The sequence below is a fragment of the Thermoleptolyngbya sichuanensis A183 genome (assembly GCF_013177315.1).
Lineage (GTDB): Bacteria > Cyanobacteriota > Cyanobacteriia > Elainellales > Elainellaceae > Thermoleptolyngbya > Thermoleptolyngbya sichuanensis.
Map to the genome: position 1 here is coordinate 3,296,931 of NZ_CP053661.1, position 24,074 is coordinate 3,321,004.

Genomic DNA, 24,074 nt, shown 5'->3' on the forward strand with positions numbered 1-24,074 from the left:
CTCACCCCCTCACCCCAAAATCTCGTTACCTACCCTTTCCAGACCATGGCCCACGAACCTCCCCAGCGCCTCAAGCAAAAGCTCCTCTTTCAGGGACGCAAGTTCAACTTTGAGGTGAGCCGCCTGCGCCTGCCAAACGGAGCCGAGGGCGATTGGGAGTGTGTGCGGCATCCGGGCGGGGCAGTGGCCGTGCCCATGACGGCAGAAGGCAAGCTGGTGCTGGTGCGGCAATATCGCTTTGCGGCATCGCGGCGACTGCTGGAGTTTCCCGCAGGCACGATTGAGAAAGACGAAGACCCACTGACCACTGCCCAGCGCGAAATCCAGGAAGAGACAGGCTACAAAGCTAGCCAATGGCACAAACTGGGGCAGTTTTTCCTGGCTCCGGGCTATTCCGACGAGATTATCTATACCTACTTGGCGACGGAGTTGGAGAAGCTAGACACGCCGCCAGGATTGGATGAAGATGAGGATCTGGAAACCCTCTTGTTGACCCCGCAGGATCTAGAGCAAGCAATCCTAGACGGGGAAGCGGTGGATTCCAAGTCGATTTCCAGCCTGCTGCTGTTGCGCTCCTACTTACAGGCCCGGCAGTTGGGCTGAGGTTGATTTTGGATTTTAGATTGGCAATTTTAGATTGGCGATTTTAGATGGCGAGTCTAGGAGGCTGCAAGGCTTCTTGTGATTTCATTTGGAGCGCCGTTTGCAAGACTTGAATATAAGCGCCTCGTTCATGATGAGGGCATGGCTCTGTCCAGATTTCTGCAACCTAAGTAGATAGACCAGATTAAAAAACAGATCCTGAACCCTGCGCCGCCCGCGCAGCGGGCGGCGCAGGGTCTTTGGGTTTTATATTTATTAATGTCCGCCTACTTAAAACCTGATTTCTCTTCATCATGAGTCGCCGCCTGATTTCCTCCGGTTCCTTTTTTGAACGTGAAGTCGCCTATTCTCGCGTTGTGGTGGAGGGCGATTGGGCGTTTGTGTCGGGCACCACGGGCTACGACTATCGCACCATGACGATTGCGGACGACGTAGTAGAGCAGGCAGAGCAAACCCTGAAAAATATCAGCGCCGCCCTAGACGAAGCCGGGTTTTCCCTGGCGGATGTGGTGCGTGTTCGCTATATCGTGCCCAACCGAGAAGACTTTGAACCCTGCTGGCCCGTGCTGCGAAAATACTTCGGAGAGATCCGCCCCGCTTCGACGATGATCGTGGCGGGATTAGCCGATTTGAATATGCGAATAGAAATCGAAGTGACGGCCTATCGCCCTTCCTGACCTGAGACTGGGGAACCTGGGGATGCGGTGTGCTGTGTTGTGGAAGGAGAAGACATGGGGAGGCTGGCACAGGACAACTGACAAGGGCGATCGCTCTGTGTCATCACTACAACCCATCCCAAAGCGCAAACGAAAACCGCTCTGACGCTTTATTAACAGAAATTTCCTGTCTCTCTAAATATCTGTGTGAGATATCCGTGTGAGATACCTGTGTGAGATATCCGTATGAGATACCTGCGTGAGATATCCGTATGAGATACCTGCGTGAGATATCCGTATGAGATACCTGTGTGAGATATCTGTGTGAGATACCTGTGTGAGGCTATCCTCGATTACCTGCTGCCTATAGGCATTGCTCTGGATCAAACCATCCGGCGATCGCGCTTCGTATCAAATCCATACCGCTTAGATGAGTTGCAGCGCCGACACAGCACTTGCAGGTTGCTCAGGTCGTTTGCCCCACCTTGCGCCAGCGGAATGATGTGATTAACCGTCAGTTCTGCCTGGTGTGGCCCCGCGCCGCAGTGGTTGCATTGATGGCGATCGCGCTCCATCACATACCGCCGCACCTCCGACGGAATCCGTATCCGTGGCGTTTTGTCCATGCGAAATTCTTACTGCTCCTGATGCTGCATCATCTGCCGGATTTCCTCAAGCGTCGTATCCAAATGTTCTCCAATCGGCTCATTCTGCGGAGTGTTTGCTTCATCTGGCACAAATTCAACCGACACTTTCAATCGAATTCAAACGTCCAATAGTTTCAATACCCGTTCTAACTCTGACCGTAGATCGATTGTAGTTATCTCCGGAGGATTGATTTACGAAAACCTGAATAACTCCGTCTGTGCTTTCCGCGAGTTCTGAAGAGATTTGATAGGGGTAGTCACTCATATTTTTAGCCTGATTAACTTTCCTGTAAACCCACGTCTGGCGGGCGCATCCCAGTTCTGCAAGTTTGCCCTTATCCCCCAGCCCCTTCTCCCAAAACGGGAGAAGGGGAGCCGGATTGGAAGTCCCTCTCCCGCTTTGGGAGAGGGATTTAGGGTGAGGGTTATAAAATTGGGATACACCCCATCTAGCCGTACCTAGTTTTCCCGAAAGGGCGATCGCCCTATCCCACAAGCAGGCAGGGAACCCGATCGCCCGTTGAGAACGACCGGGTTTCCCAAGGTGCTGAAATTAGGCGATCGCCCCTTCTTCTACTGTCGCGATTTCCGGTGTTTCCAGCGTCTCGGCGGGTTCCTCGGCGGGCAAAATGACCAGATCTGTCTCGCTGATACTGGGCAACGCCTTGCGATCAAGCTGCATGGTTTCTAGATGCTGATTGAACGTGGCGATCGCCTCGTTGTAGGCGGCGATGTGCTGCTCTAGGTCTGCCTTTTGGCGATCGAGCTGGCGAATTTTTTCCTCGGCTTCCTTTTCCAGCACGCGGGCCAGATAGGCGCGGGCCGCGTCGTATTGCTGGAGGATGTGGTCTGCCTGCTGCTGGGCGCTAGGCAGCAGGTGCGTATTCAGCGTTTGGTTAATCGTCTGGCGGAAGGTGCGGGTGATGGTGTCCTTCACCTTTTGCTCAAAGTCGAGCTTGAGCAGTTGGCGAATTGCGGGTTCCGCCTCGATCATCGTTTGGTAGTCGTAGCCGCGACAGGCTTGTTGCAGCGTTTGCCGCAGTTGCCAGATGGAGCAAGTGCCCTCGGTATAGAACTCTGGACGTTCCCGCACGTAGCGATCGCACTCTGTCTTGGCCTCGTTTTCTAGCGCCAGAGTCGCCCGGTCGCGCAGTCGGCGCAGGGCTTGCTCGATGCCGCCGTCGTTGCCCAGCAGTCGATACAAATCGCGGTAATAGTCCTGCTGGCGCACCCGGTCGATCAGCCGCTGAAAGAAGCGCCCCATCAGGTCTTGCGACGATTCTACCAGCACTTCTTCTAGCCCGTTTGCCAGGTAGTAGAATGCCTCTGCCAGAATGCCCGACAGGGGCACGACGGAATTGCGCTTATGGCTGGCTTGTGCCTGACGATGCACCTCGCTGACGGAAAAGGTTTGCAGCAGTTCATCCAAGCGACTGACCATGCGGGCTTTGAGGCGTTTGAAATCGTCTTCAAAGGCAGTGTTGAGGCTGCTGGCAACGGCTTCATTCACCGAAGCTTCGATATCCTGCTGAAAGGCTTCGCCAACGCGCTTTAGGTCGTGGCTGAGCTGGCGCAATTCCATCGCCTTGATGCCCTCTAGGTCGCGGGGCTGGCTGCCGATATGCTGCCATGCGTCCAGATAGGCTTTGCGGAGGGCGATGCAGAGGGGCTGCAAGTCGTCTGCCAGTGTAGCGAGGAGTTGGGGACGCTTCTCTTCGGTCAGATAGCGAGTAATAGCGTTGCGAAAGGTTTCAATGCCGCTATCGTGAATCAACTGCTCAATCAGCGATCGCCCCTGTTCGTTCAAGATTCGCACGTAGTTTTCATTGGGCGATTCATAGCTCCGCACGTCAATGCGAAAGCGATCGGCAGGCAGTTTGCCAGAGTTGGCGCAGTAGCGATTGAATTCATTCACGAATTGCGGCGTGTCTTCAATTTCCCCACTGATGCGAATGCTGTCGGCAAAGAGAGAATCTAACCCGTAGCGATCGCCCACGCTGGTGTGGCGAATCTGGCTGCCATAGAACCCCAAAAGGGCGCTGGTGCGATAGATCCGGTTGGTGTCCTGAAACTGCTCCTGCACGAGGCGATCGAGCCGCTGGCGAAGCTGCGTGTTGTACCAGGTTTCGTCAATCCGGTTGAACACATAAAAGACGCGATCGCGCACGCCAGGATTACTGCGAGTCGTCTCCAGCAGTTCCGTTTCTTCGCTGGTCATGTCGCCCGCAGCAGCAGGCTTCAGCACGCACACCACGGCGGACGTATCGGGATTTTCGATCTTGCGGTAGGTCAGTTCCGCATCGCGCTTTACGGGCGCATCGATTCCCGGCGTGTCTACCAGCACGTTTCCGTCTTGCAGCAGCGGATGATGGCAGTAGTATTCAATCCGCTTGAGGACGGCGCTGTTAGCTCCCCGGCGGGCGTAGGCGGCGGCTTCCTGGAGCGTGGCAAACTGGAACTGCTCCATCGAATAGGTCTGGTTTTGCGTCGGGTGGATGCGATCGCCATTGGCGACAAACCCTTCCAGCAGGTAATTCAGCGCACTGGCCTGCTTAGCCCGTTCCGACTTGCTCTCGCCGCCCTCGGTGGCAATCACGTCGCGGCACAGCCCTTGCAGCAGGCTGACCACGTCGGGCTGGCGAATGTCTGCCGGAGCCGTCACCCCTAGCCGCTGGCACAGCGCCGCCGCCTGTTCGCGGATTTCTGCCTCGCTCATAAAGGTCAGCACGACGCGCTCCTGGCCCGCTTCGGCGTAGGCAATCCGGCATTCCGTGCCGGTAGCGTGGCCTTCGGCGCTATAGAGCAATTCGCGCTCCAGCAGGGCGTTGATCAGCATGGATTTTCCGGCGCTGAAGGCTCCTGCAAAGACGATTTCAAACGTAGGGGCGATCGCCTTTGCCAGCGACGCTTCGGCCTGAGTCGTGTCGAGGTGCGATCGCAGCGCTGGCTCTTGGCGCAGCAGTTCTATCAAACGAGTAACCGGGACTTGTAGCGATTGGCCCTGGGGTGAAGGAGCAGTCATAGCTGTGACAATCCAAGAATTGGTACATGGGTAGATTCCAACGACAGGATTCCCATTTCGCAACACTTCGCAACCCGATCAGTTCGGATTGCCACACTTCGGAAATCACGGTGTTTGCCAGAAAATCTTAGGTCTTACGCAGTTGGAGGATATCTCACGGATGCAGCCCGCGAGACATCCTCCAAAACCCAGAAAACTTATCGCAAGTGTGCAAGTCCTGAATCTTTAAATGTTTGAAATGTTTGAGTTAGCAGCAGGAGTTGGCGACAGAATTTTGCGCCTAGGGCAGGGCTTGACCGTTTTGCTCTGGGGCGATCGCCAGCAGGGTTTCAGCCGCCTGCTCTGCCCATTCATCGGGACTGGGATAGGTCGCAGCCTTTTCTGCACCATAAACCACTTCTAGCGCGTGGGTGTGGACGGCTCCGGGCGAAAAGGTGACCGCCGCCATGCCAGCAGGCAGTTCCAGGGCGATCGCCTGGGTTAGCCCCTCGATGGCCCACTTGCTGGCGCAGTAGGCAGCAGCGTTGGCGGCTCCCTGTCGTCCCCAGCGGGCGCTCAAATTCACGATAATGCCCTGCTGCTGCGCCACCATTGCCGGAAGAAACGCCCGCAGCACATTGGCGACTCCCTGCACGTTGACCGCCAGCGTCCGGTCAAACTCGACAGCAGGCAAGTCCCAAAAGGCAGACATCGGCGGCGTATAGCCCGCATTATTGATCAGCAAATCTGGTGCGCCCTGCTCTAGGATCGATTCCGCCCAGGCATTTACCTGATCCGGTCGGGTTACGTCCACGCTCTGAAACAGGTGGCTCTGAAACGGGCGGCTTTGAAACGGGTCGCTCTGAAACTGATGCAGGGCGGCGTATTGCTGCTGCAACTGGGCAATCGCCCCTCCATTCAGATCACAGCCACAGACCGTATGCCCCAGCGTGATGAACCGATGCGCGAGCGATCGCCCTAGCCCCTGCCCAACGCCTGTAATAGCAATTCGTCTTTGCATACGCTCTTGCGTTTCCAAAGATATCCTAAGCCTGCACCGCTGCCATGCACAAAAAATAACGCAAAAGGCTCTAAAAAATTGGATTACCCGGTCTAATCCTGTGCTGACTCTTGTTCCATCTGTCGTTCAACCCAGTCCCTCACTGCTTGGCGAAATGTCCGGCGACCAAGATTGCGATAGGCTTCAGTCAGTGGGGGCAACTGGCGATCTCCATAGTTCGGTGAAAAACTCGCGATAAAACTCGCCGTAGCCCAAGTTCAGATACTTGATCTGGGGGGCGATCGCCTCATGTAGTCTGGGGAGGTCGGCCATTGGCAGGGCAGGCTTGTAGTGGTGTTCGACGTGCCAGCAGTTGCCATTGGTCAGCCAGTCGGCAAAGCGGCTCGGTAAGATCGTGCGCGTGTTGACCATTATGTCTGTGGTATCTCGCTGACAGCCCCAGTGTTCCGGCAGCTCGATCAGTGCATGAACGGGGCCCGCAAACAGCAGCGGCACGAGCCAGAGATGAACGAACACAGGCGTTTGCAGAACGGCTGTTATCAGCCCCATGCCAAACAGCAGCAGTGCCATGACTTTGTAGCCGCGCATCACGTTGGCGATCACCCAGCGGGGTGCTGTTGTGCCTGCCGAACCCATACTAATCCGAATCGCAGCTTCATGACCCAATAGGGAACTCAGCAAACTGCGAGCCACTGTGCAGTAGTGACTCAGCATAGACAAGTGCAGCAAAAAGCTCAGCGGTGCGCTCAGCTTGCCAAAGTCATAGGAAAAGGATTCTTCGTCTTCGGGCGTACCTACGGCCCGGTGGTGGTAGCTGTGGGTGAGGCTGTAGCGGGTAAACTCCACACCCATCGGTAGCCCAAGCAGGAAGCCGATCGCCCCGCCCCAGCGTCGCCCAAAGTGCTTCTGGTGAATCATTTCGTGAGAAAGCTCGACCCCGTGGGCAAACATCACGCCCATCACAAATTGGAACGGCAGCCTGAATGGAAATGGGAACAGGAGGATGCATGGGATAGTGACAGCGGCGATCGCTCCATAAATCGCCAGCTTTTTCAGAAAGCTTGCAGTAGAAACAGATAGGGTCACGATACGTACTCCGTCGGACGAGAAGATTCAAAGGGAATCCAGTATTGAAAAGCTGAGTCGTATCAACGATGAATGTAATAGAGAATGCTTAATGAAAATTAACCTTAATTTTAGAGTTAGCCAAAGCACTTCCGATGATGTCTAGAAAACATTCCGCAGGTGTTTTCTAGGAAAGTTTTAGAACACCAGGATGGTACATCGAGAAGAATCAATTTTTCACGCAAAAAAAGCCTGACAAATCAGCATATTTATCAAGCTAGAGGAGGTGATCAGGATAGGCAAGCGCAATCAGAAATGAGCAGCGATCGCACGCTAGAAGTCAAGAAGTCTTCACGGGCGATCGCGGGTTAAGATTTCCAGACGCTACACGGGCTGCACCATAGAACCATATCGTTCTAGATCAGACTGTAACCGCTGGAAACCCTTCATCAAGCGGCCTTGATGCGTCACGGTGGCCTGCAGCAGGGCCGGGGGAAGTGTCGCTACCCAGTTGTCTCCGCGCAGCTTGGCCGCAACCAGCGGTGGAATCCAGTCGCGTAGCATTTCGCTAAAGGCAACGGAGGCATCGTGGGGCAAGCCAGCCGATAGATTGTCCACTGCCATCACGGTGATCCCCTGTTCAGGAAATGGCTCTAGCACTGCCCGCGAGATCGGGTCATAGCCAAACACCGGGTTGTACAAATCGCCCGATTGCACCGTACAGGCGACGCTGCCCGCAGGTGGATCGCAGCTCAGATCTCCAACAACTTGCAGACGATGATTGCCACGTCGCCATGCAGCTTGAAATGCATCGTGGGGCAGAATGCGCGGATATTGCGGGGCCCAGAAGACACAATTTAGCAAGATGGATAAGTAAGGTAATAAGTCGGGGATGCGGCTGCTGTAGCGCTGAGGGAAGGTTGCATACTCGGCACTGTGGAAAAGACCGTCCCCATTGCGGAGCGTGTCGGGCTTTCGCAGGGGACACTGAAACAGCCCTGTGCGACCAGAGGCAAACAGCGCGGGCAACGCCTCTGCAGAAACGATTTGCGGCGACAGCAGTTGCAATATTTCCATCGCGCCCTGGCCAACGTTGCCCAATCCGGCGATCGCCACCACCAGCGGATAGTCCGTCACGCCCAGCAGCGCCGGATCTTGCTGGAGGCGATCGCCCAGTGTCCGCAAATGCGCCGTTGCCTCGGCCAAATTTGCATACTCATACACAGGCTTCAGTTCTGCAAACACACAGGACTTGCCCAACGCTACGCAGCGCTGCCCAAAGGCCCTCAGCGTTTCAAACATGCCTGTCTGCCCAGCCGATCGCCCAAAAAATACTGTCCGCCGCCCTTCTTCATCGGTGATGCATTCGTAGTCGATCAGCGTCATGCGGCGATCGAGCAGTTGTCGCAGCAGGGGCATATTTTCGGGCTGCCCCTTGATTACATGGGCAAACACCAGGTACGTTTTGCCATCCAGCAGTTGCTCTGGGTAAAGCTCTTTGACGCAACAGATGATCTCTGCCTCGGATAGGTCTTCCTGAATCACGGCTCCTGCTGCTGCAAATTCAGCATCAGAGAACGTCCGCAGTTGTGCTGGCTGCACGATAAACCGAACGCGATCGCCCAACTGTTTCTTCAATCGCTGCACATCGGATGGAACCAGCGGCACTCTGGCTTCAAACTTGCGTGCTTCGTTCTCTCGACGAATGCCAATTGTCACGTAGCTTAGATTAGTCATGACACCTTTTGAATCAATTCATTACACAGCATTTTGCACAGCCAAGTGCAGAATCAGACCTGCGAAGCGTTCGGCAGAGTCGAGCTAAGAATTAACTCGGCGGTTTCAACCCCCAAAGACTTAAAACTGGGTTAGTCAAACTGGATTAATCGCTGATGCTGGAAGAAGTCCTCGTAGTGGCTGCGGGCGCGGATTAGCTCTAGGCGATCGCCCCAGATGGCAACCTCTGCGGGGGCGGGGTGCAGCGCAAAGTTTGTCAGCGAGTGATTGAAGCCGTAAGCGCCGCAGTTGCGGATGACCAAGCGATCGCCAATTTCCAAATCCACGGGCAGCAGCGCATCGCGCACCACCACATCGATAGGCGTTGGCAACTGGCCCGCAATCGTAGTGGGCATCGTGTCGGATGACTCTTTACCCAATACCCGCAGAAACTTGCTGGCATTTTGCATGGCGGGGGTGCGGTAGAGATGGTGAACGCCGCCGTTGAGAATCGCAAACCGCTTGCCCTGAGATTCTTTGATATCCAGCACCTCTGTCAAATACATGCCTGCCTCACAAACGAGATAGCGCCCCATTTCCAAAATGAAATGAAACGGCTCGTGGCTAAAGAGGGCTTGCAGGGCCGCCCCAAACGCAGGCACATCAAACGCGGCATCTACGGAGTTGTAGGGAACGCCAATACCGCCGCCAAAGTCGATGACCTCGATGCAAAACCCCTGGGCCCGCAGTCGATGGGCGATCGCCACAGTGTTTTGCCACGCATCAATCAGTTGCCGATAATCCAGCACGTTGCTTTCGGTGAACACATGAATTCCCTGAAGCCGCACATGGCTAAGCGACTGAACCTGCAACAGTTCGGCTGCTGCCTGCGCCTCATCTACGCCAAACTTGCTCGCACCCTGCCCATTCATGGCAATGGGTCTTAGCGTGTCGCCATTATGACCGCCATTTGACTCAGAGATTGTTTCGATGGTTTCGGAGGCTGCGTTGGGATTCTCGGCAGCGTGTACAACGCTATTCGTCTTCGCGTCAATCGCGCAGCCAGAATCACAGCTATTCAGCGTGCGAAACTGGGGGTTAATTCGCAGCAGGATGGGCTGCTGTTTCCCCTGCTCCGCCGCTATCTGATTCAGCCGTCGTGCTTCATTGACCGACTCTACGACAATCAGTCCGATGCGGTAATTGAGAGCCTCAGCCAGTTCATGATTGGTTTTTCCAGGGCCCGTGAAAACCGTTTCCTCAGCAGGATAGCCCGACTTCAGCGCGGCAATGAATTCACCCAGAGAGCTAACCTCTGCGGCTGCGCCCCGTCGCGCCAGCAGGTGCGAAAGAGTAAGGTTGCTGTTCGCCTTGAGGGCGTAGTGCAGGCGAAAGTTCTGGGGGAGGCTGTGGTTGAGAGCCGCAAATCGGGCCTCAATCAGCGCCAGGTCATATAGGTAAAGCGGCGCTCCAAACTGGGTGGCGGCCTGAGACAGCAAGGCTGCGCTTGGTGGCGCGGGGGCAAGGGGTAGGGTCAATCCGGGCATCGATCGTCCTCAAGCGATGGGAAGCCTTCTAAAGCTTGCTATGGGGCGTTCAGAAGGTGAATCGTCGTGAATGGTCGTAGCGACCTAACCGGATTTATCGAAAGGAGAATTCTTAACTATTTCTTAAGATTTGTAAACTCGCTTTTATTATGAATCGTTTGCAGGGTTCTGTCTAGATGCCGCAGGGTTGGAGGCGGGCTAAAGTCGGTCGCGGAGGCGATTAAGGGTGCGCTGGTTTTCCGCTGGCGTTCCGATGGTAATTCGCAGCCCGCCGCAGGTTTTGCGGACGAGGGTTCCGGCGGATTTCAGGCTTTGAAATAGGGTTTCTAGCTGTTCCTCGGCTGGATCGTTCTGGAGCCGCAGGAACAGAAAATTGGCGGCGCTGGGCCAGACGGTGATTCCCGGCAGCTCGGCAAGGGCTTGGAAGAGGCGATCGCGCTCGGACAGCAGCATGGGGATAGCAGCCAGCAGCGCATCCTGATGCGCCAGGGCTAGCTCGGCGGCACGTTGCGACAGGCTGGGCAGGTTGTAGGGCAGGCGAATTTTTTCCAGCGTGGCGGCCAGTTCGGGATGGGCGATCGCATAGCCAACCCGATGCGACGCTAGCCGAAACGCCTTGGAAAAGGTTCGCAGAATCACCCAGTTGGGATGCTGGGGCAGTTCTGCCAGCACGGTTTGCTGACTGAATTCAAAATAGGCTTCGTCAATCACCACCAGGATGTGGGGCGGCAGGCTCCGCAGCCAGTCTAGCTCTGCGTCTGTGAGTGCATTGCCCGTGGGCGAGTTGGGATGGACTGTGAACACGATGCGGATGGCGGGCTGTCCGGCGGCAGGCGTGGCGATCGCATGGCTGGCAGCGGCGAGGTCCGTTTCAAAGGTTTGCGCGTTGCGACCGACTCGCACCACCGGAACGCCCAGCGTATTGGCCGTGATGCCATACATGGAAAATGTGGGGTCGGCCACCAGCACCGAACCTTCCGCCCGCAGGCAGGTGGCAATCAGCAGCGACCGGATGAGTTCGTCAGACCCGTTGCTGACGGAAATATGCGCCGATGTAACCCAGCTTACGGAGGATTGAGCAGAGGATTGAGCGGACTGGTAAGCGGACTGGTTGGCATATTGGGCGATCGCCCCTTTCAGCGCCGCATGTCCTCCATCGGGATAGCGGTTTGCCTCCAGTTCATGCTGATAGGCCCAGGCCAGTTTTTGCTTCAGGTCCTCTGGCAAATCGTAGGGGCTTTCGTTGGTATCCAGCCGATCGACCTGGGCAGGCTGCGTCGGAGAGCCGTGAGCCGCCGCATCTGCACCACCGGGATGGGGCGTGTAGGACACCAACTGAGCCAAATCGGAGCGCAAAAAGGGAAGCATAAACCCGCCTACCGCTGCAAGCACACAGCCTAAAATCACCTCTCATAGCATACGATTTTCGAGCAGTGGTCTGTTGATGTTTGGCTTGACGCAGCATCGATGGACAGTCGCTCGGCAGCGCTGAACCCCAAAAGCCCTTACTTGTCCAAATCTCAGGGATTAGCGGCGATCGCCCCTCGATGCATCGGCGCGATGGTGTAGGCTGAAGAAAGCGGTCTGAGTGTCTCTAAGAGGTTTCGTAAAGAGGTTTCGTAAAGAGGTTTTGGATCCGCGTTTCAATCGGATACTGGCCGCCGGATAATGGCCGCGCTCGATCGAGTTGAGTCTGATTTCTCTTGGGTTTCTTATAGTTTTCTAGTTTTCTTTTAGCTGAAGTTAGAAGTTAAAGGTTATGGACGATAGCTTGCTGCCCGTTGTCTATCTCAGTGTGCTGGTGGCGCTGCTGGCGATCGCGGGTATCTTCCTGTTTCGCCAAGTGCTTAGAACCCGCAAGGTCGAAACCGCCCTGACGCGCCTGCAAAACAAGCTCACCAAGGGCCCCGGCACGGCGCAGGAATACTATGAACTAGGCAGCATTTATCTGGACAAGAAGCTCTATTCGCAGGCGATCGCCCAGTTCCAAAAAGCGCTCAAGTCCAAAGACCTGAAAGAAGCCGAGAACGCGGCTCTGGTCTACAACGCACTGGGCTATGCCTATGCCGCTCAGGAGCAATATGACCTGGCCATTCGCCAATACAAAGAAGCGCTGGAAAAGCAGCCCAAGTACGTTACTGCCTTGAATAATCTAGGCTTTGCCTACGAGAAAAAGCAGTTGGTTACCCAGGCAATCGAAGCCTACGAGCAAGCGCTGGCCATTGACCCGAAAAACGGCACTGCCAAACGGCGCACCGAGTCCCTCAAGCGGCGTGTCGCCACGCCTGCCTAGTCTGCGCTGACCGAACGTGATTCCGTTTCGTACTGGACAAAAAAACCGGGGCACTCCGCCATTATGCGTAGAGATCCCCGGTTGACTTTTTTGGATTCCGTAGTTGTACGGTTGTGTCGCTAGAGTCACTCCAGACGGTTCTGGAGCTAAGCTTGCCTAGTCGTTGTCCCACTCTTCATGGCCAAGCAGATCGCCGATGCGATCGCGCAACAAAAAGTCACATTTTTCAAGTTCGCACTCAACGCAGGCCCACTCGCGGGCAGGAATGTACTTGCAGAGGACGTAGATGGGCTGCTGACGGCTGACAATCCCTTTTTGAACCAGTTGACGGGCTTCGTCTTGAAGGAGATCCATAGAGTATTGAACGGTTTGGAGCATGATTTCGACCTCTGCGCTAGAACTATCGAAACGTCGTGAGTGCTTCAAGCATGACTGACCTACGTAGGAACACTCAACGAAACACTCTGTATCAAAAGTTAGCGTTTATTTACAATCAGTGTTACCTTTTGTATTTCAGTATACTGAACCATATCTATTCTCACGCCAGTTTCCCGGTAGTGAGATTAAAAAATGTTAAAAAGTCACGAAACCATAACATTTTGGTAATACGAACTTACTAAAATCAAGACTGATTTTGAAGGATCAGCCGTTGTGCGGATAGGCTGATCGCTAGCCGAATTGCCGCTTTCATGCTGCTGGCATCGGCAATGCCCCGACCCGCGATGTCGAAGGCTGTACCGTGATCGGGCGAAGTCCGCACAAACGGCAGCCCGATTGTGGTATTGACGGCGCAATCGAACGCCATCAGCTTTACGGGAATTAGCCCCTGATCGTGATACAGCGCTAGGTAGGCATCGTGGGTCTGCACCGGGCGCGACGTGCCAAACCAAGCCTGGCCCGGCCGCACCCAGAGCGTATCTGGCGGAATGGGGCCGTCTAGCGTCAGGTAGGGATGCTGCTGCCGCATTTGGTGAATCCAGGGGGTCAGCCACTCCAATTCTTCGTGCCCAAGCTGGCCCCGTTCGCCGCTGTGGGGGTTGAGTCCGGCGATCGCCACTCGCGGCTGCAAAATTCTAAAATCGTCCCGCAGGCTGTCCAGCAATAGCCCCAGTTTGCGCGTCATCAGATCGGGCGAGAGGGCATCGGGCACCTGCCGCAGGGGAATATGCGTCGTTGCTAGCAGCGCCCGCAGCGTCCAGCCTGTATGGGGCGATCGCCCGACAAACATCATGCCAAACCGCGTCGTTCCAGCCTGTTCTGCCAGCAATTCCGTTTGCCCCGGATAGACATGACCCGCCGCTTTCCAGGCAGACTTGGCGATGGGCGCAGTGACAATGCCGTCAAACTTGCCTGCTAGCGTGTGGGCGATCGCCGTCTGCAAAAACCGAAAACTGGCCTCGCCGCTAGCAGCGCTTTCCGCTCCTGGCGTAATTTGGGACACCAGCGCCGAGTCGAGCGGCACCTCCAGCAGGTCGAGCGTAGAGAAGTCAGGGAGATAGGAGAACCCTGCCTGCACGAGGCGATCGCACGTCTGTTCCAGCAAAGCGCGGTTGCCGACCAGCGTGATTTTGCTGGGCGGTTCTGGTGGGTCTTCTGGGGAGTCATCCGCCAGCGCCGCCAGCGCCTTCAGCACCACCTCCGCCCCAATCCCCGCCGGATCTCCCAGAGCGATCGCCACTCTTGGCTGCACCATTGCTTCCTCCTCGCTAAATACCTGTTGAGCCTCGCAAAACACCGGACAATGCCTGCCCCAAGCCCCCAAGCACAATTCATCAAATCAGCGGAACCTTTAGCCAATCCACCAAACGGGCTGCAAACTGCCTTAAAATGCATGGTGCAAGTGCATGGTGCAAGCTCTGGCAACCTCGACCCCGGTCAACGCTAGGTTTATGCCGCAGCGCTTTCTCGGCAGCGCTTTCCTAATGGCGGCATTCTCAAGGCGGCATTGAGGGCGATCGCCAGTTCCCAAGCTCGCAAACCCACGTCATCCCACTCAATCAATTCAAGCAAACAAACTAAGGAGATATCGAACACATGAGCGGTGAAATGCTGAACGCAACTTTCTTGTCATTTACTCTAATCTTGGTGGGGCTAGCGCTGGGCTTTGCGCTGCTGAAGCTCCAAGGCGGCGAAGAGTAATTTTTGAGGTTAGCTGGCCTGGTTTTCTGTAAGACTGTGCTGCGTCCCCGTCGATCGGTCACACGACAAAGCGCACGAAAAACCAGGCAGCCCTCCCCAAGCGCATTCCCAAACCCCAAATCGCAAATCTAAAATCGCAAATCCGAAATCCAACGCCTCAGCTATCCTCTGGCTCGTCCAGATGCTCTGCCACTTCACGGTATAGATTGAGGACGTGGCTATCTTTCAGGTAATAGAACACGTTGCGCCCCTGCTTGCGATAGCTGACCAGTCGGAGCGATCGGAGCGATCGCAACTGATGAGACACCGCCGACTCGCTCATCTTCACCACTGCTGCCAGATCGCAGACGCAGAGCTCCTGCTGAGCCAGCGCCGACACGATCCGCAGACGATTGGCATCTCCCAGCAGCGCAAAAAATTCTGCCATCCGCTGCGCCTTTTCGACACTCAGCAGCCCCCGCTGCGCCTGCCGCACATGCTCCAGATCAACAGGATGTTCCGTCGCACAACTGGGGCTATTCTCAGGAATAGACGCGCTGACAGCCGCTCGAAGCGGAGAGGAATTCCTCTGGGACACTGCTTTGGGCATAGGTCTGAGGTCTGGGCTTTGATAAAGATTTGACAAACTGCAAGCCGCTTTACAGCCTGCACAGCACAGGTGAATCTCTCTCTAGCCTAGCAATTTGCTTGCTATTCAGCGCGTCTCGCAAAAAAACGGATTCTCTAGCAGGCCGAAATATTAGAGAATGAAAGGTGTATCTTATAAAAAGTTAACGATTTCGGACGAAATCTATAATGATGTTACTCGTGGTCGGTGCGACGGGCACCCTGGGCAGACAAGTGGTTCGTCGCGCACTGGATGAAGGCTATCCGGTGCGCTGTCTGGTGCGAAGCTTCCGTAGGGCTTCGTTTCTCAGGGAATGGGGCGCAGAGCTGGTGCTGGGAGATTTGTGCGAACCGGAGACGTTGCCCCCTGCCTTTGAAGGGGTTACAGCGGTCATTGACGCGGCAACGGCTCGTGCCACAGATTCCCTCAGCGTGCGCCAGGTGGACTGGGAAGGGCAGGTGGCGCTGATTCAGGCGGCCAAGCTGGCCGGAGTCGAGCGCTTCATTTTCTTCTCCATCCTGGATGCAGAGAAATATCCCGACGTGCCGCTGATGGAAATCAAGCACTGCACAGAGCAGTTTTTGGCAGAATCAGGGCTGAGCTACACGGTTCTGCGGACGGCTGGCTTTATGCAGGGGCTAATCGGGCAGTATGCCATTCCTATTCTCGAAAAGCAGGCTGTTTGGGTGACGGGGGAAACGTCGCCGATCGCCTACATCGACACGCAGGATTTGGCCAAGTTTGCTGTGCGGGCGCTGAAGGTGCCGGAAACCGCTAACCGCACTTTCCCGGTCGTGGGGTCGCGGCCTTGGGGCGCGTATGAAATCATCCGCCTGTGTGAGCGTCTGTCGGGGCAGGAATCTAAGGTGTCGCGGATGCCGCTGGAACTGTTGCGAGCCGCCCGCAAGATTGCCCGGTTCTTTCAGTGGGGCTGGAACCAGGCCGATCGCCTCGCCTTTACCGAAGTGCTGGCAACGGGTAAGCCGCTGACCGCGCCGATGGATGAAACCTATCAGGTCTTCGGCATCGACCCCAAGGAACTGACGACGCTGGAAGGCTATATGCAGGAATACTTCAGCCTGATCATGAAAAAGCTGAAGGAAGCAGAGTACGAAAAAGAAAAGGCGAAAGAGAAGGCGATGAAGCGCAAAATGAAGCGATCGCCCTTCAAAAAGGTCGAAGAACCCAAGCCCTAGTGCAGAATTTGGGGCGCTGATTTTAGGACACTGCTGGGCAACGTTAGCAGAAAGGGGGTGGGGGTCTTGCTCCTGCCCTCTTTTTGACGTGTCTTGGACTAAACGTGATCTGGCTCTATCTCAAGACCCCTCAGCGGCACCCCGAACAAACTTGCTAGAAAGCCCAATCGCAAATCCAAAATTGCAAATCCAAAATCGCAAATCCAAAATCGCGAATCTCAGAAAAAGCCAAGGGCCATCCCCGCAAGCAAAACAAAGCCGACCCAGACGTTTTGCCGAAAGATCTGTCCATAGAGGGCGGGATTTGGGGCGGCGGTGGGGGTGCGACGGAGGCGGAGGTATTGCCAGATCCATAGGGCGATCGCCCCTAGTAGCGCCATCCAATAGACCCAGCCCAGCGCCATCAAGCTACCCAGTTTCCCCAGCAGCACCGCCGTCGCCGTAAAAAATGCGCCCACCGCCTGCGCCGCGTATCGCCCAAAGAAAATTGCGCTGGAATTGACCCCGACGCGCAAATCGTCTTCCCGGTCGGCCATGGCGTAAACGGTGTCAAACCCCAGGGTCCACAGCACCGTCGCGCCCCACAGCAGCCAGGTTTCCGGCTCCAGCGTGCCCGTTACCGCGCTCCAGCTAATCAGCACCGCAAAGCCCCATGCCAACGACAGCACCAACTGCGGCACCGGAAACACCCGCTTTGCCAGCGGATACAGCACGATCACCGGAACCGCCGCCACGCAGAGCCAAAAGCTGAGCGGGTTTAGATACAGCGACAATCCGTAGGCGCAGAGCATCGACACCAGCGCCACCGCAATGCCCGTCCGCACCGACAGCGCCCGCGAGGCCAGGGGCCGGGTTTTGGTGCGCTGCACCTGCGGATCAATGTTGCGATCCCACAGGTCATTAATCACGCAGCCCGCCGCGCTGGTGGCCAGCGTCCCCAGCACGATCACCCCAATTAAAATCGGCGGCGGATTGCCCCGCGCCGCCAGCACCACCGCCCACAGCGCCGGAATCATCAAAATGAGCCGTCCGGCGGGCTTGTCCCAGCGCAAGAGGCGCACCACCTTCAGCCAAGTCGGTTCGGGTTGGGGCGAGGGATGAGTCACCATAGGTTGAGTTGCCAAAAGCTTTGGGGAATGAATGCGTTTATCCTTAGCCTACAGGGTTGCAGGCGATAGCGGAAAGATAAAGAAATGAGGAAATCGAGAATTCAGTTTGCAACCGAATTCACCCCCATTCAGTTTCTAGAATAGAGACAAAGACGATAGGACTTACGCAGTTGGACGATTTCTCGCGGGCTACGCCCGCGAGAAATCGTCCAAACCCCAAAGAGCCTATCGCAAGTGCGTAGGTTCTGGACGAATTCATCAAGTTATCGGAGCTTATCGGAGCGCTATGACTGACGTTCGCAATCCTTCCTTCCCAGATGCTATGAGTTCGTCAGCCAGCGCACCCTATTTCGTGATTTACGACGGCAACTGCAATCTCTGCGTCAATCTGGTGAAACTGCTGGAATCGCTGGATCGCGGCCAGATGTTTCAATATGCGCCAATGCAGGATGAACCGACGCTGGCGCAGTTTGGCATTACGCCGCAGGACTGCGAAATGGGAATGATTTTGCTGCGGGCAGATGCGCCGGAGGTGCGCTGGCAGGGCAGTGATGCAGCCGAAGAGATTGGGCGACTGCTGCCGCTGGGCAACGGGTTTGTCGCAGCCTATCGGGCGCTGCCGGGGGTGAAGTGGGCGGGCGATCGCCTCTATGAACAAGTCCGCGACAACCGCTATGCGTTGTTTGGCAAGCGCGATCGCCTCTACCAGTCTGCCTATCCGATGTGCGGACTGGGCGACTGCAATTTGCAACCCGATGGCTCACCGCAGGAGTCGAGCCAGCACAACGCCTAGCCCGCGATGCCTAGTCAGCGATGAATGCGTTGCAGACTCAGCCCTGGTCAAACGGGGCTTTTGCAGACGCTTTATGCGGAGGTAGCCGTTCGTTAAAATAGCGCCATCTCCTTCGATGCTTTAAGCGTGCCGCTTCAAGATTGCCCCAAGATTGCCCCAAGATTGTCCCAAGATTGCCCCAGAGAGTCGCCAATGGTGTTGCAACATCCTCAACAGCCTGCCCGCTCTGTGCCGATGCCGCCGCTGGAAAGTGGCGATCGCCTCACCCGCGCCGAGTTTGAGCGCCGCTACCAGGCAACCCCAGAGCATTTCAAAGCAGAACTCATCGAAGGAGTGGTTTACGTGGCATCTCCCGTCCGAACGTTTCATGGCAACCCGCATTTCAATCTCATCACCTGGCTAGGGGTCTATAGCGTGGCAACGCCGGGTGTCAGCGGCTCAGACAATACGACGACTCGGCTGGACATGGACAACAAACCCCAGCCGGATGCGCTGCTGCGGATTGAGGTGGGCGGAACCTCCACAATTAGTGATGACGGCTATATCGAAGGAGCGCCAGAACTGATTGCAGAAATTGCCACTAGCAGCGCTGCAATCGACCTGGGAGCCAAACAAAACGCCTATCGCCGCAACGGGGTGCAGGAATATCTGGTCTGGCAGACCTTCGAGAACCGCCTGAGCTGGTTTCGCTTGCAGGCAGAAGAATACGTCCTGGTGGAACCCGATGCGGAGGGCATCATTCGCATCAGCGTGTTTCCGGGGCTGTGGCTGGACGCGCCCGCGCTGCTAGAGGGGCGGATGATCGAGATGCTAAATGTGCTGCAAGCGGGGCTGGCTGACCCGGCGCATCAGGCCTTTGTGGAGGAACTGGAGGGGCGATCGCCAAATAGTCGTGCAACCTAGACAAGCGAGTTGCATGACTTGCTAATACGACTTACTAACACAACTTACTAAGTTTACTGCCCTCCTATCTCTGCGTTGCCCTATTTCTGCGTTGTCGACAGCGGTTCCTCCAAATCTTCAAAATCGGCAGGCGGCGTGGGCAATTCAGGCATAAAGCGATCCGTCAGCTTTTTCACGATGATGTATAGCACGGGAACCATGAACAGGCTGAGAAACGTAGACAGCAGGTAGCCGCCGAAAATAGCTGTCCCGATCGAACGGCGGCTAGCGGCCCCGGCTCCAGTAGCAATTACCAGCGGGAAAAAGCCTACCAAGCTAGAAAAGCCCGTCATCAAAATGGGTCGCAGTCGTTCTTGTGCTGCCTCGATGGCTGCTTTGGTAATGGGCAAGCCTTTCTCGCGCAACTGGTTGGCGTATTCCACAATCAAAATCGAGTTTTTACTCGCCAGACCAATCAGCATCACCAGACCTACCTGAGAATACACGTCGTTGGCCTGCCCCCGCAGAAGCTGCGCTCCCATCGCCCCTAACACCGCTAGCGGAACCGCAAACAAAACAATCGCCGGATCTACGAAGCTGCCGTACTGCGCCGACAGAACCAGATACACCATCAGCAGCCCCAGGGCAAACAGCAGCGGTGCTTGCCCGCCCGACTCGATTTCCTCTAGAGCAGTGCCAGTCCACTCAAACCCGAGACTAGGTGGAAGCACCTGCTGGGCAACCTGCTCCATCGTGGCGATCGCCTGACCAGAACTTCTTCCCGGCGCTGCACTGCCCTGCACCGAAATCGACCGCAGCAGGTTGTAGTGCGTAATCGACTGGGCGCTGGTGGTTGGGGTCAGCGTTACCAAGTTGCCCAGGGGAACCATATCTCCGGCAGCAGAGCGGACGTAGAGTTGGTTCACGTCTTCCGGCCGGGCGCGGAACTGCTGGTCGGCCTGCACATAAACGCGGTAGCTGCGCCGATCTAACGTAAAGTCATTGACATAGTTCGAGCCTAACAAGCTTTGGAGGGTGGAGAAAATATCATCAATATTCACACGCAGCGCTTTTGCCCGCTCTCGATTAACATTCACAACCAGTTGTGGTGTGCTGGCAGAATAGGTCGAGAACACTGCCTGCAAATTGGGATTCTGGTTGGCAACTCCTATTAGGGCGTTGAGGTAGCCTACAAACTCGTCCAGGGGCATGTTTCCTCTGCGATCCTGCATTTCCATCTGGAAGCCGCCGAAGCTGCCCAAGCCCTGAATCGAGGGCGGGTTTAGCGAGAAAATTCGGGCTTTGGGCATTCCCAAGAACTTCATCTGGATTTGCCCGATGATTTCTTGGACGGATTGTCCCCGATCCTTACGCTCTTCCCACGGCTTCAGCAGGGTGAACATGATGCCTTGGTTGGGTGCAACACCCCCGAAACTAAAGCCCGTCACAGCAAAGTTAGACTCTACCTCTGGAATTTTGCGTACCTCGGCTGAGGCTTCATCCAGGATTTTCTTGGTGTAGTTAAGTGACACGCCTTCGGGAGCCTGCACCAGCGTAATAAAATAGCCTTGATCTTCTTCTGGCAAAAAGGCTCCGGGAACAACTCGATAGACCCAGATCGTGGCTATCAGCGCTAGTACAAACCCAGCTAGCACCCAATACTTCAACCGAGACAGCACTGTGAGCGATCGGCGATAGCGCTGCCGCACACTCTCCAGAAATCCGTTAAATCGCTCAAACTGTTGCCCCAGCCAGCCCTGGTGGTCGGAACGGGGCCGCAGCAGCAGTGCCGACATCGTAGGCGAAAAGGTCAGCGCATTGAATGTAGACACGACGATAGAAAAAGCAATCGTCAGCGCAAACTGGCGATAGATTGCGCCCGTTGTGCCGGGAAAAAACGCCACCGGGACGAACACCGCCATCAGCACCAGCGAAGTTGCAATCACCGCGCCAGACAGCTCTTTCATAGCTTCTGCTGCTGCGCGAAACGGGTTCATGCCGCGATCTTGCACCTTGGCAGCGATCGCCTCCACTACCACAATCGCGTCATCCACCACCATACCTGTCGCCAGCGTCAAACCAAACAAGGTCAGTGTGTTGATTGAGAAGCCGAATATCTTGATAAATACGAAAGTCCCAATCAGCGCAACAGGAATGGCGACCGCTGGAACCAGCGTGGTTCGCCAATCTTGCAGGAAAAAAAACAGCACTAATATCACCAACAGAATAGCGGTGATTAGCGTATACACCACATCTCGTAACGAAACCTGCACAAAGCTTGTGACATCAAACGCAATGGCATAGTCAACGCCAGGCGGAAAGGAACGTTTCAAGTTTTCTAACTCTCGGCGAACGGCAGCCGCCGTCTCTAGCGCATTGGAACCGGAACGTTGCGTAATCCCTAAACCAACAGATTCTATGTCGTTATAAGTCAAGAAAGTCGCATAGTTCTCTGCACCGAGTTCCGCCCGTCCCACATCTTTCAGGCGCACCAAGTTGCCGCCTTCTCCCGTCTTCAGCACTAGGTTTTCAAATTCTTCGACGGACTTGAGCTGGCTATCAGCCCGCAGGTTGATTTGGTATTCCTGGTTCGGATCGGCAGGTTGTTGCCCCAGTTGCCCTGCGCCTACCTGGATGTTTTGTTCGCGAATAGCCTTCGTAACATCCTGCACCGTCAGACCCCGTGCTGCTAACCGCGCTGGATCGAGCCAGAGGCGCATGGCAAACTTCCGTTCTCCAAAAATCTGGATCGACCCGACCCCCGGAATCCGCCGCAATTCTTCCACCATGTACAGGTCGGCGTAGTTGCTGAGGAAAGAGCTATCGTATTCGCCGTTGGTGGGGTAGAGGGCGATCGCCATCAGGAAGTCGCTAGACGACTGCTCTACCTTAATCCCCGTACGGGTTACCACTTCTGGCAAACGAGACTCGGCCCGAGCTACTCGGTTCTGCACATTCACCGCTGCAATGTCCGAATCTTGCCCTGCTGTAAAGGTAACAGTGATCTGGCTGGTGCCATCGCTGCCGCTGCTAGAACTCATGTAGCGCAGCCCATCTATACCATTAATTTCCCGCTCTAGAATATTTGTCACGGTATTCTCTACAGTCTCTGCGTCTGCCCCTGGATAATTTGCTGTTACCACCACCTGCGTCGGTGCGATATCAGGAAACTGGGCGATCGGCAGCGTTGGCAGAACCACCAATCCCAAAAACACCGTGATAATGGCGCAAACTAGTGTGAAAACAGGTTGTTTGATGAAAAAGTTGGCAAACATGTGGAGTTGGATTGAGGGTTCAGCGATTAAGGGTCTAGCACACTAAGTTGCAACAAGAGAAGGGCTTGGATTGTTTGGAATGCTGGTGTTTACGCGAAGCCAAACCCCAAATCCCAAACTCCTACTGCGCCATTGCCTGAGCGGACATAATCGGCGTGCCTTCAGTAAGGTTTAGCACGCCCGACACGACCACCTGCTCACCTGGCTGTAGACCAGAGATGACCCGATAACTATTACCCTGGATGTCGCCTAGTTGCACAAGCCGCTGGCGGGCCACCTGCATGGGCGGCTGTCCGGATTGGCCGTTGGGCGGTGTGGGCTGATCCGGATTGACTTCGGGCTGTTCGGCTATGTAAACGAAGGTTTGTCCAGCGATGCGGGTGATGGCGGCAGTGGGCACTAGCAGCCCCGGCTGGCTGCTCCAAACAACACGAGTGCGAACTAGTTGACCATCGCGCAGGCTGCCGTCGTTCGTAAAGCTGGCCTTGGCAAGAACCGACTGCTCACCGCTGCTGACCTCCGGCGCAACAAAGCTGATGCGACCGCGCAGAGCAGGTTTTCCCTGTTCGTCTAATAGCTCGACTGGCAGCCCGACCCGGAGTTGGCGCGATCGTTCAATGGGCACAGCAATGTTCAAATCCAGCGTGCTGTTTTGAATAATGCTGGTAAGCGTAGTGCTAAGCGTGACCAAGTCACCCACCTTCACCGGGATATTGCCCACCACGCCCGCAATCGGCGAAATCACCTGCCGATCTTGTAGGTCTTCAACAGCAATGTTGCGATTTGCCTGGGCGCGGGCAATTTGGGACTCGGTTTCGCGCAGTGAGGCTTCGGCCGCTCGCACGTTCTCTTCTGCTGCTCGACGGCTGGCGATCGCCGTATCCCGTCTATTTCGCGCTCGGTCTAGCTCTTGCCGCGATAGCGCGCCGGCCGACACCAACAACTCGATGCGGCGATAATCTGACTCTGCTAAGCTGACATCGGCTGCTGCGCGGTCGGCATCAGCCTCTGCGGCTCGGAGCCGAGCTACTGCTGTGTTTCGGGATGACTGTGCAGCCTCTAGGTTGGCGATCGCCCCACTGACCTCTGCACGGCTGCGGTCAGCCCGCAGTTGCAAAATCGGGGTTCGTGCTTGCACTACATCCCCCGGACGCACAAAAATTTCTACCACTCGCCCATCGGCTTCGGGACGCAGCACAACCCGATCTTCTGCCTCCAGTGCGCCCACAAACTCTGAAGTTTCTAGCACCGTACTAGATTGCACAGTTTGCAACTCCACAGGCACAGGAGGCGGGCCGCCCTGTACTTCTGGCGGGCCGCTCTGGCAGGCCCCAGCAACCATTGACAGCAGCATGGCGCTAAGTAGCGAACCCCGACGCGACACCCTACGCTCACGTTGAAACCTGGAGTTAGCGAAATAAACCCGAAACAAAGATGTGAATACTCTAGTCATAAAATACTGCCGGAACTGCATTGCTAGCACCAAACCATAACAGTCAAGAAGCCACAAGCCACCAAGCGATC

At 55.7% G+C, this 24,074-nt stretch carries 21 protein-coding genes; 7 read left to right on the top strand and 14 right to left on the bottom strand.

Features of this window, described 5'->3' with window-relative positions; translation table 11 throughout:
* Positions 1-45: 45 nt before the first annotated feature.
* Together HPC62_RS13770 and HPC62_RS13775 are read left to right on the top strand one after the other, a co-directional pair.
* Positions 46-603 (top strand): NUDIX hydrolase, encoded by a 558-nt coding sequence (locus HPC62_RS13770; RefSeq protein WP_172356558.1) that lies wholly within the window; start codon positions 46-48, stop codon positions 601-603.
* Between the two features lie 293 nt (positions 604-896).
* Positions 897-1,280 carry a RidA family protein gene (locus tag HPC62_RS13775; protein ID WP_172356560.1) on the top strand — a complete coding sequence of 128 codons (384 nt, stop codon included), beginning with the start codon at positions 897-899 and terminating at the stop codon, positions 1,278-1,280.
* 362 nt (positions 1,281-1,642) lie between these two features.
* Here the strand turns inward: HPC62_RS13775 and HPC62_RS13780 are convergent, their stop codons facing one another.
* From HPC62_RS13780 to HPC62_RS13810, 8 genes are all read right to left on the bottom strand, one after another.
* Entirely contained in the window at positions 1,643-1,885 is a 243-nt protein-coding gene (locus HPC62_RS13780) for an HNH endonuclease (RefSeq protein ID WP_172356562.1), read from the bottom strand.
* Positions 1,886-1,894: 9 nt separating this feature from the next.
* Positions 1,895-2,011, bottom strand: coding sequence for a hypothetical protein (locus HPC62_RS24315; RefSeq protein WP_390819231.1), 117 nt, complete (start codon positions 2,009-2,011; stop codon positions 1,895-1,897).
* Positions 2,012-2,459: 448 nt separating this feature from the next.
* The gene (locus HPC62_RS13785; RefSeq protein ID WP_172356564.1) at positions 2,460-4,928 is read right to left on the bottom strand and encodes a dynamin-like GTPase family protein; all 2,469 of its coding nucleotides are present in this window, start codon (positions 4,926-4,928) and stop codon (positions 2,460-2,462) included.
* Positions 4,929-5,208: 280 nt separating this feature from the next.
* Positions 5,209-5,928, bottom strand: a complete 720-nt coding sequence (locus tag HPC62_RS13790) for an SDR family oxidoreductase (RefSeq protein WP_172356566.1) — start codon at positions 5,926-5,928, stop codon at positions 5,209-5,211.
* 183 nt (positions 5,929-6,111) lie between these two features.
* Positions 6,112-7,014: a fatty acid desaturase gene (locus HPC62_RS13795; protein WP_172356568.1), complete on the bottom strand. Its 903-nt coding sequence runs from the start codon at positions 7,012-7,014 to the stop codon at positions 6,112-6,114.
* Positions 7,015-7,377: 363 nt separating this feature from the next.
* Positions 7,378-8,730: a Rossmann-fold NAD(P)-binding domain-containing protein gene (locus tag HPC62_RS13800; RefSeq protein ID WP_172356570.1), complete on the bottom strand. Its 1,353-nt coding sequence runs from the start codon at positions 8,728-8,730 to the stop codon at positions 7,378-7,380.
* A 131-nt stretch (positions 8,731-8,861) separates the two neighbouring features.
* Positions 8,862-10,256, bottom strand: coding sequence for a diaminopimelate decarboxylase family protein (locus HPC62_RS13805; protein WP_172356572.1), 1,395 nt, complete (start codon positions 10,254-10,256; stop codon positions 8,862-8,864).
* A 198-nt stretch (positions 10,257-10,454) separates the two neighbouring features.
* Positions 10,455-11,624 (bottom strand): histidinol-phosphate transaminase, encoded by a 1,170-nt coding sequence (locus HPC62_RS13810; RefSeq protein ID WP_172356574.1) that lies wholly within the window; start codon positions 11,622-11,624, stop codon positions 10,455-10,457.
* A 391-nt stretch (positions 11,625-12,015) separates the two neighbouring features.
* Between HPC62_RS13810 and HPC62_RS13815 the strand changes: the two genes are divergently transcribed.
* The gene (locus HPC62_RS13815; RefSeq protein ID WP_172356576.1) at positions 12,016-12,549 is read left to right on the top strand and encodes a tetratricopeptide repeat protein; all 534 of its coding nucleotides are present in this window, start codon (positions 12,016-12,018) and stop codon (positions 12,547-12,549) included.
* Between the two features lie 156 nt (positions 12,550-12,705).
* Here HPC62_RS13815 and HPC62_RS13820 read toward each other — a convergent pair whose 3' ends face one another.
* On the bottom strand, positions 12,706-12,927 hold the full coding sequence (locus tag HPC62_RS13820) for a DUF4327 family protein (RefSeq protein ID WP_084781909.1): 222 nt from the start codon (positions 12,925-12,927) through the stop codon (positions 12,706-12,708).
* Positions 12,928-13,171: 244 nt separating this feature from the next.
* Positions 13,172-14,242: a 4-hydroxythreonine-4-phosphate dehydrogenase PdxA gene (gene pdxA / locus HPC62_RS13825; RefSeq protein ID WP_172356578.1), complete on the bottom strand. Its 1,071-nt coding sequence runs from the start codon at positions 14,240-14,242 to the stop codon at positions 13,172-13,174.
* 353 nt (positions 14,243-14,595) lie between these two features.
* Between pdxA and petM the strand changes: the two genes are divergently transcribed.
* A complete protein-coding gene (petM, locus tag HPC62_RS13830; RefSeq protein ID WP_306467093.1) occupies positions 14,596-14,688 on the top strand; it encodes a cytochrome b6-f complex subunit PetM in 93 nt (30 codons plus the stop codon).
* 157 nt (positions 14,689-14,845) lie between these two features.
* Here the strand turns inward: petM and HPC62_RS13835 are convergent, their stop codons facing one another.
* Entirely contained in the window at positions 14,846-15,277 is a 432-nt protein-coding gene (locus tag HPC62_RS13835; RefSeq protein ID WP_172356580.1) for an ArsR/SmtB family transcription factor, read from the bottom strand.
* A gap of 206 nt (positions 15,278-15,483) precedes the next feature.
* Here HPC62_RS13835 and HPC62_RS13840 point away from each other — a divergent pair, with 206 nt between their 5' ends.
* The gene (locus HPC62_RS13840) at positions 15,484-16,491 is read left to right on the top strand and encodes an SDR family oxidoreductase (protein WP_172356582.1); all 1,008 of its coding nucleotides are present in this window, start codon (positions 15,484-15,486) and stop codon (positions 16,489-16,491) included.
* 218 nt (positions 16,492-16,709) lie between these two features.
* On the opposite strand, the gene HPC62_RS13845 is transcribed toward HPC62_RS13840, so the two are convergent.
* Positions 16,710-17,600: a 4-hydroxybenzoate solanesyltransferase gene (locus HPC62_RS13845; RefSeq protein WP_172356584.1), complete on the bottom strand. Its 891-nt coding sequence runs from the start codon at positions 17,598-17,600 to the stop codon at positions 16,710-16,712.
* A gap of 322 nt (positions 17,601-17,922) precedes the next feature.
* Between HPC62_RS13845 and HPC62_RS13850 the strand changes: the two genes are divergently transcribed.
* Positions 17,923-18,393, top strand: coding sequence for a thiol-disulfide oxidoreductase DCC family protein (locus tag HPC62_RS13850; protein WP_172356586.1), 471 nt, complete (start codon positions 17,923-17,925; stop codon positions 18,391-18,393).
* Positions 18,394-18,585: 192 nt separating this feature from the next.
* Positions 18,586-19,296 (top strand): Uma2 family endonuclease, encoded by a 711-nt coding sequence (locus HPC62_RS13855; RefSeq protein WP_172356588.1) that lies wholly within the window; start codon positions 18,586-18,588, stop codon positions 19,294-19,296.
* Positions 19,297-19,376: 80 nt separating this feature from the next.
* Here the strand turns inward: HPC62_RS13855 and HPC62_RS13860 are convergent, their stop codons facing one another.
* Positions 19,377-22,550: an efflux RND transporter permease subunit gene (locus HPC62_RS13860; RefSeq protein WP_172356590.1), complete on the bottom strand. Its 3,174-nt coding sequence runs from the start codon at positions 22,548-22,550 to the stop codon at positions 19,377-19,379.
* A 121-nt stretch (positions 22,551-22,671) separates the two neighbouring features.
* Positions 22,672-23,904 carry an efflux RND transporter periplasmic adaptor subunit gene (locus tag HPC62_RS13865; protein WP_172356592.1) on the bottom strand — a complete coding sequence of 411 codons (1,233 nt, stop codon included), beginning with the start codon at positions 23,902-23,904 and terminating at the stop codon, positions 22,672-22,674.
* Positions 23,905-24,074 lie beyond the last annotated feature (170 nt).

Bases quoted from the DNA above. Each gene is read 5' to 3' on its own strand.
- HPC62_RS13770 (WP_172356558.1), top strand. From the start codon at position 46: ATGGCCCACGAACCTCCCCAGCGCCTCAAGCAAAAGCTCCTCTTTCAG.
- HPC62_RS13775 (WP_172356560.1), top strand. From the start codon at position 897: ATGAGTCGCCGCCTGATTTCCTCCGGTTCCTTTTTTGAACGTGAAGTC.
- HPC62_RS13780 (WP_172356562.1), bottom strand. From the start codon at position 1,885: ATGGACAAAACGCCACGGATACGGATTCCGTCGGAGGTGCGGCGGTAT.
- HPC62_RS13785 (WP_172356564.1), bottom strand. From the start codon at position 4,928: ATGACTGCTCCTTCACCCCAGGGCCAATCGCTACAAGTCCCGGTTACT.
- HPC62_RS13790 (WP_172356566.1), bottom strand. From the start codon at position 5,928: ATGCAAAGACGAATTGCTATTACAGGCGTTGGGCAGGGGCTAGGGCGA.
- HPC62_RS13800 (WP_172356570.1), bottom strand. From the start codon at position 8,730: ATGACTAATCTAAGCTACGTGACAATTGGCATTCGTCGAGAGAACGAA.
- HPC62_RS13805 (WP_172356572.1), bottom strand. From the start codon at position 10,256: ATGCCCGGATTGACCCTACCCCTTGCCCCCGCGCCACCAAGCGCAGCC.
- HPC62_RS13810 (WP_172356574.1), bottom strand. From the start codon at position 11,624: ATGCTTCCCTTTTTGCGCTCCGATTTGGCTCAGTTGGTGTCCTACACG.
- HPC62_RS13815 (WP_172356576.1), top strand. From the start codon at position 12,016: ATGGACGATAGCTTGCTGCCCGTTGTCTATCTCAGTGTGCTGGTGGCG.
- HPC62_RS13820 (WP_084781909.1), bottom strand. From the start codon at position 12,927: ATGCTCCAAACCGTTCAATACTCTATGGATCTCCTTCAAGACGAAGCC.
- pdxA (WP_172356578.1), bottom strand. From the start codon at position 14,242: ATGGTGCAGCCAAGAGTGGCGATCGCTCTGGGAGATCCGGCGGGGATT.
- petM (WP_306467093.1), top strand. From the start codon at position 14,596: ATGCTGAACGCAACTTTCTTGTCATTTACTCTAATCTTGGTGGGGCTA.
- HPC62_RS13835 (WP_172356580.1), bottom strand. From the start codon at position 15,277: ATGCCCAAAGCAGTGTCCCAGAGGAATTCCTCTCCGCTTCGAGCGGCT.
- HPC62_RS13840 (WP_172356582.1), top strand. From the start codon at position 15,484: ATGATGTTACTCGTGGTCGGTGCGACGGGCACCCTGGGCAGACAAGTG.
- HPC62_RS13845 (WP_172356584.1), bottom strand. From the start codon at position 17,600: ATGGTGACTCATCCCTCGCCCCAACCCGAACCGACTTGGCTGAAGGTG.
- HPC62_RS13850 (WP_172356586.1), top strand. From the start codon at position 17,923: ATGAGTTCGTCAGCCAGCGCACCCTATTTCGTGATTTACGACGGCAAC.
- HPC62_RS13855 (WP_172356588.1), top strand. From the start codon at position 18,586: ATGGTGTTGCAACATCCTCAACAGCCTGCCCGCTCTGTGCCGATGCCG.
- HPC62_RS13860 (WP_172356590.1), bottom strand. From the start codon at position 22,550: ATGTTTGCCAACTTTTTCATCAAACAACCTGTTTTCACACTAGTTTGC.
- HPC62_RS13865 (WP_172356592.1), bottom strand. From the start codon at position 23,904: ATGCTGCTGTCAATGGTTGCTGGGGCCTGCCAGAGCGGCCCGCCAGAA.